Source organism: Psychromonas sp. KJ10-5 (assembly GCF_055808325.1).
This window is the reverse complement of the sequence record NZ_CM147864.1, coordinates 2,833,131-2,845,132: the sequence shown is the minus strand read 5'-3', so window position 1 is coordinate 2,845,132 and position 12,002 is coordinate 2,833,131. Positions and strand designations below refer to the sequence as shown.

The following is a 12,002-nucleotide window of genomic DNA, read 5'->3' as shown; positions in this document are numbered from 1 at the left end:
ATTAATGACTGCACTCTTTTTTTATACTGGTTTCTACCCTTGGTTTAATACCACATCAGGAAAGTGCTGACGTAATATTTTATTTTGGAACGGGTCGTTAAAACGACAGTTAATGATAATAATAAAACGCTCAAAAGGTTGGCTATTATTAAGTGGTTGTACTGATGAAACACTGTGGAATATTTGGTTATCGCGTATATGCATAACCTCACCTGGCTTTAATGTTGTGTGAGTGATCTGTTTTTGTCCTGCTTTGTCATGATATAAAGTATTAAACCCTCCGGTTACATTCTCTCTACTTAATACCAATATACTCAAAAACTGGCTACCATCTTGATGTATACCTTGTCCCTGAAGTGGATCTAAAGCTTGATCGCCTTTGACTCCGTTAATTTGCATTAAGATAGGCTCTTTCGGATTAATACCCCATAAATCAGCCCAAGCTTTGATAAAATCTTGTACATCTTCACGTTGTAAAAAATCTGTTTTTAAAGCAGGATAATATCGTAACTTGTTAGCCATTGTATCTGCATCATTATATTGCCCTCCCTGCGCCATTGGACAATTATCCAAAGTATTCACTTCTCCGGTTTCATCCAAGTATAACCATGACATTCTTTTCCAACGTGCATCTACATAAGTGTCTCTCGGTAGATCATGTAGGTAAGTTTGCCATTCAGGTAAGTTAATGTGCTGGCTAATATCAGTTTGACTCCAATCTCCTTGAGAAAGATCTTGCTCGGTTTGAAACCCCCAATAAGGCGTATAAGGGGTAGACGGTGATTTAACTAACGAGCTAATGTGCTCTAAGTGTGTATTTATCATGTTTGATTCCATTTTATGTACGAATAAGCGGAATTGCTTATTCTCAGTAGCAACGTTGGATTGAGTAAAAATCAACGAGGCGAGTTTTTATTACATAAAATGGTCATAAAAAGAATGGTAAGAGGAGTGATTATAGAAATAATAATCATTTAAAAAGAGAGGCTTATGCTTTTAAATAATAAGGCATGTCATTTGTTTAATAGGTAGATGTGCAACAAGTAAATAGAATAAGAGCAATACAGGAGTACTTAGCTGGAGGGTAATAGTACAAATACACATTGATTAAATACTATTACCTATAAAAACTAGTTAAGCGAGTATCTATAGACAAGATAAGAAGTGAGTTAAAGGCTTCCTTCAAGATACTCATTTTTTAAATTAACATAATGGCTTGCTGAACGTTTCAAAAAAGCCATTTCTGCTTCAGTAAGTTGTCGAGCAGCTTTAGCTGGTGAGCCTATATAAAGAAAACCAGATTGTAATAACTTATTAGGTGGCACTAATGCCCCAGCACCAATGATCACATCATCTTCAATATTGGCATTATCTAAAATAATCGCACCCATACCGATTAAAACACGGTTGCCAATAGTACAAGCATGCAACATTGCTTTATGGCCAACAGTAACGTCTTCACCAATAGTTAAAGAGTATCCATCTACAGATGCTTCACCTTTTCTAGCAACATGGAGCACAGATCCATCCTGAATATTAGTACGAGCACCAACAGAAATGTTATTTACATCGCCACGTAAAACACACATAGGCCAAATACTGACATCATCAGCTAACATTACATCACCAATAATCGAAGAAAATGGATCAATATAAACATTATTTCCAATAGTAGGGTGAATATTTCTATATGGGCGAAGTGTAGGAAACATAAAATACCTTTTGATATAAAGAGTAAAACCTCACTATACGATACAAAAGTGTGGATAACAAAAGCAAATTTGTGGATAACTTGTGGTCAAAGTAGGTATAAAAATTAATTGAAAATAATCGCAATAAAACGCTTGCCAATGAGATCTTAATCCCTATAATGCGCACCCACAGACACGGGACGGAACGCAAGTTACCCAGCGAGTTTGAGAACAAAATAAACGCAGTAAACGCTTCGAAGTTCGCTTCGAAATAAAGTTGAAAATTAACGTTGACATTGTTCGAAAGGCGCGTAATATACGCCGCCTAGCCGAAAGGCACGCTCTTTAACAATTTAATCAAACAATCTGTGTGAGCACTTATTGTTGATGTGATTTCAAAAAAAATCAAAGTCCTACTTGTTAGGCAACATCAATAGAAGTGACACACGAATTAATTCATTAATTCAGAATAACATTGTACTTCGGTACATAGTTTTAGTCAGTAATATTGAGTCGCAACTTAGGTTGCAAATTAAACTTTAAATTGAAGAGTTTGATCATGGCTCAGATTGAACGCTGGCGGCAGGCTTAACACATGCAAGTCGAACGGTAACAGAAAGTAGCTTGCTACTTTGCTGACGAGTGGCGGACGGGTGAGTAATGCTTGGGAATATGCCTTATGGTGGGGGACAACAGTTGGAAACGACTGCTAATACCGCATAACATCTCCGGATCAAAGTGGGGGACCTTCGGGCCTCACGCCATAAGAGTAGCCCAAGTGGGATTAGCTAGTTGGTAAGGTAATGGCTTACCAAGGCGACGATCCCTAGTTGGTCTTAGAGGATGACCAGCCACACTGGAACTGAGACACGGTCCAGACTCCTACGGGAGGCAGCAGTGGGGAATATTGCACAATGGGCGCAAGCCTGATGCAGCCATGCCGCGTGTGTGAAGAAGGCTTTCGGGTTGTAAAGCACTTTCAGCGAGGAGGAAAGGTTGTACTTTAATAGAGTGCAGCTGTGACGTTACTCGCAGAAGAAGCACCGGCTAACTCCGTGCCAGCAGCCGCGGTAATACGGAGGGTGCGAGCGTTAATCGGAATTACTGGGCGTAAAGCGCGCGTAGGCGGTTAATTAAGTCAGATGTGAAATCCCAGGGCTCAACCTTGGAACTGCATTTGAAACTGGTTAACTAGAGTTTTGTAGAGGGTGGTAGAATTTCAGGTGTAGCGGTGAAATGCGTAGAGATCTGAAGGAATACCAGTGGCGAAGGCGGCCACCTGGACAAAGACTGACGCTGAGGCGCGAAGGCGTGGGGAGCAAACGGGATTAGATACCCCGGTAGTCCACGCAGTAAACGATGTCTATTAGAATTTTGTGGCTATATGCCGTGGGATTCAAAGCTAACGCATTAAATAGACCGCCTGGGGAGTACGGCCGCAAGGTTAAAACTCAAATGAATTGACGGGGGCCCGCACAAGCGGTGGAGCATGTGGTTTAATTCGATGCAACGCGAAGAACCTTACCATCCCTTGACATCCAGAGAATCACCTAGAGATAGATGAGTGCCTTCGGGAACTCTGAGACAGGTGCTGCATGGCTGTCGTCAGCTCGTGTTGTGAAATGTTGGGTTAAGTCCCGCAACGAGCGCAACCCTTATCCTTATTTGCCAGCGGGTTATGCCGGGAACTCTAGGGACACTGCCGGTGATAAACCGGAGGAAGGTGGGGACGACGTCAAGTCATCATGGCCCTTACGGGATGGGCTACACACGTGCTACAATGGCAAATACAAAGGGCTGCTAACCAGCGATGGTATGCGAATCTCCTAAAGTTTGTCGTAGTCCGGATCGGAGTCTGCAACTCGACTCCGTGAAGTTGGAATCGCTAGTAATCGTGGATCAGAATGCCACGGTGAATACGTTCCCGGGCCTTGTACACACCGCCCGTCACACCATGGGAGTGGGCTGCACCAGAAGTCATTAGCTTAACCTTCGGGATGGCGATGACCACGGTGTGGTTCATGACTGGGGTGAAGTCGTAACAAGGTAGCCCTAGGGGAACCTGGGGCTGGATCACCTCCTTACGTAAAGAAACACATCCTTTGTACTTAGGTACATTGGCGCAAGTAATAATGAGTGCCCACACAGATTGTTTGATTAGAATGATAAAGCGCAAAAATAGTTCCGGGTCCCCATCGTCTAGAGGCCTAGGACACCGCCCTTTCACGGCGGTAACAGGGGTTCAAATCCCCTTGGGGATACCAACACTATCTAGCGAAAGATACTCTATAAATAGAAAAATTTATAAAGTGTTTTTTAACACTGCTCTTTAACAATTAGGAAAGCTGATAAATGTTCTTATTTATCGCACAAAAACAATGACACTTAGTGTTGATTGGTGTGATAAATAAAACGAAATGTTTAATTCATTACGATGAATTAAACGAGTTCTCAATATTAAAACTTCGGTTTTAGTATTGTAATCAAGCAAAAATAAAATGCACATTACATGCAAATGTAATGAGTACGTATCTACACACTCTTTTGAGTGTTAGGTGCACGAAAAACGTAAACGTTTTTCATATGTAAATATGAGAGTCGCAAGCGTCTTGGAAACAACATACAGCAACCCAGTTGCGTATTTATGCAATTTAGGATGTTTTTAACATCATATAAATTGCTTAATGACACTTCTTAGGTGTTGTATGGTTAAGTGAATAAGCGTGCACGGTGGATGCCTAGGCAATTAGAGGCGATGAAGGACGTGGTAATCTGCGATAAGTCCAGGGGAGTTGATAACAAGCGTTATATCCTGGAATTTCCGAATGGGGCAACCCGGCACTTAGTGTCATCGTTATGTGAATACATAGCATAGCGAAGCAAACGAGGGGAACTGAAACATCTAAGTACCCTTAGGAAAAGAAATCAACCGAGATTCCGAAAGTAGCGGCGAGCGAAATCGGAACAGCCCTTAAGCTGTTTAAAAGTTAGTGGAAGGCTCTGGAAAGTGCCACGGTACAGGGTGATAGTCCCGTACACAAAAACTTCTTTACAGTGAAAACGAGTAAGTCGGGACACGAGAAATCCTGATTGAATATGGGGGGACCATCCTCCAAGGCTAAATACTCCTAATTGACCGATAGTGAACCAGTACCGTGAGGGAAAGGCGAAAAGAACCCCTGTGAGGGGAGTGAAATAGAACCTGAAACCGTGTACGTACAAGCAGTAGGAGCGGATTTATTCCGTGACTGCGTACCTTTTGTATAATGGGTCAACGACTTAATTTCAGTAGCAAGGTTAACCATTTAGGGGAGCCGTAGGGAAACCGAGTCTTAACTGGGCGAATAGTTGCTGGGATTAGACCCGAAACTTGGTGATCTAGCCATGAGCAGGTTGAAGATTGAGTAACATCAATTGGAGGACCGAACCCACTAATGTTGAAAAATTAGGGGATGACTTGTGGCTGGGGGTGAAAGGCCAATCAAACCAAGAGATAGCTGGTTCTCCTCGAAAGCTATTTAGGTAGCGCCTCATGTATCACTGTTGGGGGTAGAGCACTGTTAAGGCTAGGGGGTCATCCCGACTTACCAACCCTTTGCAAACTCCGAATACCAACAAGTGCAATCATGGGAGACACACGGCGGGTGCTAACGTCCGTCGTGGAAAGGGAAACAACCCAGACCGCCAGCTAAGGTCCCAAAGTATATGTTAAGTGGGAAACGATGTGGGAAGGCTTAGACAGCTAGGAAGTTGGCTTAGAAGCAGCCATCTTTTAAAGAAAGCGTAATAGCTCACTAGTCGAGTCGGCCTGCGCGGAAGATTTAACGGGGCTAAACATATCACCGAAGCTGCGGACGCGTATTTATACGCGTGGTAGAGGAGCGTTCTGTAAGCCGTCGAAGGGAAAGGTGTAAACCATCCTGGAGGTATCAGAAGTGCGAATGTTGACATGAGTAACGATAAGGGGGGTGAAAAACCTCCCCGCCGGAAGACCAAGGGTTCCTGTCCAACGTTAATCGGGGCAGGGTGAGTCGACCCCTAAGGCGAGGCCGAAAGGCGTAGTCGATGGGAAACGGGTTAATATTCCCGTACCCTTATATTTTGCGATGGGAGGACGGAGAAGGCTAGGTGGGCCTGGCGATGGTTGTCCAGGTTCAAGAGTGTAGGCGGGAGATTTAGGTAAATCCGGATTTCTATTAACGCTGAGACTCGATGTCGAGCTACTAAGGTAGTGAAGTCATTGATGCCATACTTCCAGGAAAAGTCTCTAAGCTTCAGAAATATAAGGATCGTACCCCAAACCGACACAGGTGGTCAGGTAGAGAATACCAAGGCGCTTGAGAGAACTCGGGTGAAGGAACTAGGCAAAATGGTACCGTAACTTCGGGAGAAGGTACGCCCTTGACGGTGATGAGACTTGCTCTCTAAGCTGTTGGGGGCCGAAGATACCAGATGGCTGCAACTGTTTATTAAAAACACAGCACTCTGCTAAATCGTAAGATGACGTATAGGGTGTGACGCCTGCCCGGTGCCGGAAGGTTAATTGATGTGGTTAGACTTAGGTCGAAGCTATTGATCGAAGCCCCGGTAAACGGCGGCCGTAACTATAACGGTCCTAAGGTAGCGAAATTCCTTGTCGGGTAAGTTCCGACCTGCACGAATGGCGTAATGATGGCCATGCTGTCTCCACCCGAGACTCAGTGAAGTTGAAATCGCAGTGAAGATGCTGTGTACCCGCGGCTAGACGGAAAGACCCCGTGAACCTTTACTATAGCTTAGCAGTGAACTTAGAGCCTACATGTGTAGGATAGGTGGGAGGCTTTGAAACCGCGTCGCCAGATGCGGTGGAGCCAACCTTGAAATACCACCCTTGTATGTTTTGAGTTCTAACCATGGCCCCTGAATCGGGGTTTGGGACACTGTTTGGTGGGTAGTTTGACTGGGGCGGTCTCCTCCCAAAGAGTAACGGAGGAGTACGAAGGTTGGCTAATCACGGTCGGACATCGTGAGGTTAGTACAATGGTATAAGCCAGCTTAACTGCGAGACAGACACGTCGAGCAGGTACGAAAGTAGGTCATAGTGATCCGGTGGTTCTGAATGGAAGGGCCATCGCTCAACGGATAAAAGGTACTCCGGGGATAACAGGCTGATACCGCCCAAGAGTTCATATCGACGGCGGTGTTTGGCACCTCGATGTCGGCTCATCACATCCTGGGGCTGAAGTCGGTCCCAAGGGTATGGCTGTTCGCCATTTAAAGTGGTACGCGAGCTGGGTTTAGAACGTCGTGAGACAGTTCGGTCCCTATCTGCCGTGGGCGTTTGAGAATTGAGAGGAGCTGCTCCTAGTACGAGAGGACCGGAGTGGACGAACCGCTGGTGTTCGGGTTGTTATGCCAATAGCATTGCCCGGTAGCTACGTTCGGAATCGATAACCGCTGAAAGCATCTAAGCGGGAAGCGAGCCTCAAGATGAGTTCTCACTGGAACTTTAAGTTCCCTGAAGGGCCGTTGGAGACTACAACGTTGATAGGCAAGGTGTGTAAGTGCGGTAACGTATTGAGCTAACTTGTACTAATTACCCGTGAGGCTTAACCATACAACACCTAAGTAGTGTTGCTGTTAACCAAGAGTGTCAAAGAAGACATTAAAATATAACGCTTGTGATAGCGTATTTACATAACTGCTACGATTATACAGAACGACTAAAGAACATTAGATTATCACTTTCCTAATTAAATTTTATGCTTGGCGGCCACAGCGCTGTGGTACCACCTGATCCCTTGCCGAACTCAGAAGTGAAACGCAGCTGCGCCGATGATAGTGTGGGGTCTCCCCATGTGAAAGTAGGTCATCGCCAAGCGCCTAATTCGAACAATCCCTGTTGACTATGTCAGCAGGGATTTTTTCGTTATTGGCTGTTGGTTTTATAGCGACTTGAGCATGGGGTAAATAAAGTGCCACGGAGTGGCTGGCCTTATGTGTGATAGCTAGGGGCAAATGATACGCCAGTATCGGTTTATGAGCGGGCTAAGCTCGGCGTGCTCTGGTGGATCCGCGACGACTTTTCATCGCCAAGCGCCTCATTAAACGAACCCTGTTGATTAACATCGACAGGGTTTTTTTATGTTTAAAATTCGACTATATCTGAGTTTATCGTTATTTATATATCAATTGCGACACATCTTTTAAGGGGCGCTGGCTTCAGCCTGCAGTTGTTTGTGTTGGTTTTTAGGGATTTATCGAGTATTGATTGGTTAATCGCAGTTAATCATTGTATTCGACGATTAGCCGCTAGGAATAAACGATCCAACATGGCATTGAGTAGATCAAAAGCCGAAGCCTCAAACAAGTAGGTTGAAAAAAGAAACTGCAGACCTCTTTTGCTCATGTAACCAGAAAGCTCACTTATTACTAAGCTTATTTACATCAAACTTTACTCGATGATTACAACTACTTTTCCGGTTTAATCAACATAAAAACTGCAGGCTAAAGCCTCCCCCCAGTTATTAAGTTGTGCTTAATTGCTCTCGCTAATTGTGTTGTTTGTCTTAACTCCAATGAGCAAAACTAATCAATATCAAATGTGTAGCCCTTAAAACAAACATTTAGAAAAAGAGAGGCAGGGTCTCAGCTTAAAACATCATGCTGCCGTCTAATTCTCTCTGCTTCCGTAATATCAAATTACACCTATTATTAGCATTAGGAGTTGTATGTCATATTGATGGCTCTTATTAATGCTATAGAGTCTTCTGATGCTTTCTAACGAATATATTTGTTACCTTTGCTGTGTTATAAGGCATTTAGTCTAGTTGCTGTCTGTTGTAATGGATAACTAGGAGGTTTTTTAGATATAAAAAAACCGCAATTAAGCGGTTTTTATTTTTATATTATTTAGAATCGATTATGTAGAGCTGATTAACGAGTACCAAATACTACGATTGTTTTACCGTGTGCAGAGATTAAGCCTTGCTCTTCTAGCATTTTTAAAATACGGCCAACAGTTTCACGTGAACAACCTACTATTTGACCAATCTCTTGACGAGTGATTTTAATCTGCATGCCGTCTGGGTGAGTCATTGCATCTGGTTGTTTTGCTAAGTCTAGTAATGTATTTGCGATACGACCTGTTACGTCTAAGAATGCTAAGTTACCCACTTTTTGGCTAGTCACTTGCAGTCTGTTCGCCATTTGACGAGAAAGACGCATCAGAATTTCAGGGTTTACTGTAATTAGCTGTGTGAATTTTTTGTATGAGATCTCTGCTACTTCACAAGCTGATTTAGCTTTAACTGAAGCACTACGAATTGGATTCTCTTCTTTATCAAATAAACCTAGCTCACCGATAAAGTCACCTTGGTTTAAGTAAGATAGAATCATCTCTTTTCCGTCTTCGTCTTTAATAACAACTGCAACAGAACCTTTAACAATAAAATATAAAGTATCAGCTTTTTCACCTGCGTGAATTAACATACTTTTAGCTGGGTATTTATGCGTATGGCAGTGTGATAAAAACCATTCTAACGTTGGATCGGTCTGAGGTTTGGTAATGATCATAAATTTCCCTTTGTCTGTAGTAATAGCTTAACCGCTACTTCTTGTTATTTATTCACTAATTCATTTTAGTTATGTATGAATTGTATCGTTTTTTTTTCATACTCTGTAATATTTATGAGTATTAGTTGTGTAATTAATTAGATCTTTGTCATAAATAAGCGCATTTTTTTAACTAATATTCAGATTATGGACTAGTCGATACAAAATTAGCAATTGATCTGTTTTATTATTAATCAGTTTGGGCCTGTGAAAATGCCTCTTTGCTCACTAAGGTAACACTTTCATGTAACTCTGAGTACATAATATAAATGTCCTCATTCTTGACTTGCTTTAAAATCTGTAGTGTTTTTTCCTGTAATGAAAACTCTACTTCGCCATAATCAGTCCCTTCTCGCAAAATATACTGTTCAATTAAATTACTTAACGTGGTTTCATCAAGTTGTTGATAGGGTATACGCATTACTTTACTCATTGTTTTTATTAAACGATGTATCGACTTTTAGATTACATTATCGCTTTAATAATATTATTAAAATGAATTAAATTAGTCGATAGCTAATTATATGATTCTGAATATATCGTTTCCCATAAAATCTCTGTGTTGAATGACTTAGCTGTTAAATCATAATTTATGGGAAAATGCAGATCATATTGCCTATTTGCTTGGTATCATAGGATTTTGAATTATACGGTGATTATTTCTCAATGGAGCTTATATGAATATCAAAATACTAGGTTTAGTATTAATGGCATTTCCTTTATCAACCTTCGCAGGTGACATTGAAGCGGGGAAAGCAAAGTCTGCAACTTGTGCCGCTTGCCATGGGGCTAATGGTATTTCTAATGTCCCTGTTTACCCTAATTTGCAAGGGCAACATGAGGGGTATCTTGTATCTGCCTTGAACGCTTATAAGGCGGGGCAGCGTCAAGGTGGTTTATCGGCAGTGATGGTACCACAAGCTACGTCATTGAGTGATCAAGATATTGAAGACTTAGCGGCATATTACTCATCATTAAAATAAATATTAATGGTAGTTATATGTTAAATGGCCTTTCACAGGCCATGTTATATCGACTTACTGTTGATGGTTATAAATCGTCAGAATGACTAGCAAGGTATTTAGCAACACCCTCAGGTGACGCTTCCATAGCGGCTTTATCTTTCGCCCATTGTGCGGGGCAAACTTCTCCGTGTTCTTCATGGAATTGCAATGCATCTACCATGCGTAGCATTTCATCTATGTTACGGCCTAAAGGTAGGTCGTTTACTACTTGATGGCGCACTTTGCCTTGATTATCGATTAAGAATGAACCACGTAATGCGACACCTTCTTCTTCTAGTTCTACATCATATGCTTTACAAATTTCATGTTTAATATCTGCTACAAGCGGATATTGAACTGCTCCGATTCCGCCATTATTGATAGGTGTGTTACGCCATGCATGATGAGAAAATTGTGAATCGATAGATACACCAATTACTTCAACACCACGTGCTTGGAAATCTCCAAAACGTTTATCAAATGCGATCAATTCAGAAGGGCATACAAAGGTGAAGTCTAATGGGTAGAAGAAAAGCACTACTTTTTTACCGTTAGCAAAATCTTTCAGATTAAATTTATCTACAATGTCGCCATTACCTAATACTGCAGCCGCTGTAAAATCAGGGGCTTGCTTGCCTACTAGTACCATGTGATTTTCCTTTATTTCAATCAAAGCCATACATTGAATCAATGCTTATGTTTTATGTAGCCGACTATGATGCGATAAATTAAGACTTTATGAAATGCTTTTATAGAGAACACTTAATTAATGTGACTGCTATTATTAATTTATTGTAGCAGTCAATATTAATGGATGTTTGGTGATTTTAGATTGTGTGCTTAGACTGTCGTTTGAAGTCATGCTTTTGGTTATGGATTTCTTGAATATTGACTAAAATCAGGCTTACGTTTTTCATTAAAGGCGTTTCTGCCTTCTTGTCCTTCTTCACTCATATAAAAAAGCATTGTCGCATTACCTGCTAACTCTTGTAAGCCTGCTTGCCCGTCACAGTCTGCATTCAAGGCTGCTTTTAGACAGCGTAATGCCATTGGACTATTTTGTAATATCTCACGACACCATTTAACCGTTTCTTTTTCTAATTCAATGAGCGGTACGACGGTATTTACTAATCCCATATCAACGGCTTCTTGTGCATCATACATACGACAAAGAAACCAAATTTCTCGTGCTTTTTTCTGCCCTACAATGCGAGCCATATAACTTGCACCCCAGCCACCGTCAAAGGAACCGACTTTCGGACCCGTTTGACCAAATTGAGCATTATCCGCAGCAATGGTTAAGTCACACATCATATGTAATACGTGTCCACCACCAACAGCATAACCTGCCACCATAGCAATAATAGGTTTAGGGCAGGTACGGATTTGGCGTTGGAAGTCTAATACATTGAGGTGATGGCCTCCTTGTTGATCTTTGTAACCTGAATCACCGCGTACACTTTGGTCTCCACCAGAGCAGAATGCGAGGTCACCTTGGCCAGTAAGAATGACCACACCAATGTCCGAGTCATAACGTGCATCTTGTAATGCTTGCATCATTTCGTTGACGGTTTGTGGTCTAAATGCATTCCGTACTTGTGGGCGGTTGATGGTGATTTTAGCGATGCCTTCTGCTTTGTGATAATAGATATCTTCAAAAGTTAAAGGGCTTACTTGCCATTGTATTGTCGAATACAGCGCTGATTCAGTCATA

7 protein-coding genes, 1 tRNA gene and 3 rRNA genes are annotated in these 12,002 nt (G+C 42.1%); 5 read left to right on the top strand and 6 right to left on the bottom strand.

Going from position 1 to position 12,002, the window contains the following annotated elements; translation table 11 throughout:
- Nucleotides 1-33: 33 nt before the first annotated feature.
- Both AC0L3W_RS12470 and AC0L3W_RS12465 read right to left on the bottom strand, forming a co-directional pair.
- Entirely contained in the window at nt 34-825 is a 792-nt protein-coding gene (locus AC0L3W_RS12470) for a 2OG-Fe dioxygenase family protein (protein ID WP_290041655.1), read from the bottom strand.
- 344 nt (nt 826-1,169) lie between these two features.
- On the bottom strand, nt 1,170-1,712 hold the full coding sequence (locus AC0L3W_RS12465) for a gamma carbonic anhydrase family protein (protein ID WP_290041654.1): 543 nt from the start codon (nt 1,710-1,712) through the stop codon (nt 1,170-1,172).
- Nucleotides 1,713-2,232: 520 nt separating this feature from the next.
- Between AC0L3W_RS12465 and AC0L3W_RS12460 the strand changes: the two genes are divergently transcribed.
- The 4 genes from AC0L3W_RS12460 (at nt 2,233) to rrf (ending at nt 7,551) form a co-directional block, all read left to right on the top strand.
- A 16S ribosomal RNA gene (locus AC0L3W_RS12460) occupies nt 2,233-3,775 on the top strand.
- Between the two features lie 104 nt (nt 3,776-3,879).
- A tRNA-Glu gene (locus AC0L3W_RS12455) sits at nt 3,880-3,955 on the top strand.
- 443 nt (nt 3,956-4,398) lie between these two features.
- Nucleotides 4,399-7,287 (top strand): 23S ribosomal RNA (locus tag AC0L3W_RS12450).
- A gap of 148 nt (nt 7,288-7,435) precedes the next feature.
- A 5S ribosomal RNA gene (gene rrf / locus AC0L3W_RS12445) occupies nt 7,436-7,551 on the top strand.
- Together the 16S, 23S and 5S rRNA genes with 1 tRNA gene alongside form the textbook arrangement of a ribosomal RNA operon.
- Before the next feature lie 1,055 nt (nt 7,552-8,606).
- Here the strand turns inward: rrf and crp are convergent.
- Nucleotides 8,607-9,245 carry a cAMP-activated global transcriptional regulator CRP gene (crp, locus tag AC0L3W_RS12440; protein WP_025565472.1) on the bottom strand — a complete coding sequence of 213 codons (639 nt, stop codon included), beginning with the start codon at nt 9,243-9,245 and terminating at the stop codon, nt 8,607-8,609.
- A gap of 229 nt (nt 9,246-9,474) precedes the next feature.
- Entirely contained in the window at nt 9,475-9,705 is a 231-nt protein-coding gene (locus AC0L3W_RS12435; RefSeq protein ID WP_290039625.1) for a YheU family protein, read from the bottom strand.
- 256 nt (nt 9,706-9,961) lie between these two features.
- On the opposite strand from AC0L3W_RS12435, the gene AC0L3W_RS12430 reads away from it, so the two are divergent.
- Nucleotides 9,962-10,267 (top strand): c-type cytochrome, encoded by a 306-nt coding sequence (locus AC0L3W_RS12430; RefSeq protein ID WP_409440379.1) that lies wholly within the window; start codon nt 9,962-9,964, stop codon nt 10,265-10,267.
- Between the two features lie 67 nt (nt 10,268-10,334).
- Here the strand turns inward: AC0L3W_RS12430 and AC0L3W_RS12425 are convergent, their stop codons facing one another.
- Together AC0L3W_RS12425 and menB are read right to left on the bottom strand one after the other, a co-directional pair.
- Nucleotides 10,335-10,937: a peroxiredoxin gene (locus AC0L3W_RS12425; RefSeq protein ID WP_290039623.1), complete on the bottom strand. Its 603-nt coding sequence runs from the start codon at nt 10,935-10,937 to the stop codon at nt 10,335-10,337.
- A gap of 221 nt (nt 10,938-11,158) precedes the next feature.
- Nucleotides 11,159-12,001, bottom strand: coding sequence for a 1,4-dihydroxy-2-naphthoyl-CoA synthase (gene menB / locus AC0L3W_RS12420; RefSeq protein ID WP_290039622.1), 843 nt, complete (start codon nt 11,999-12,001; stop codon nt 11,159-11,161).
- Nucleotide 12,002: the final 1 nt, after the last annotated feature.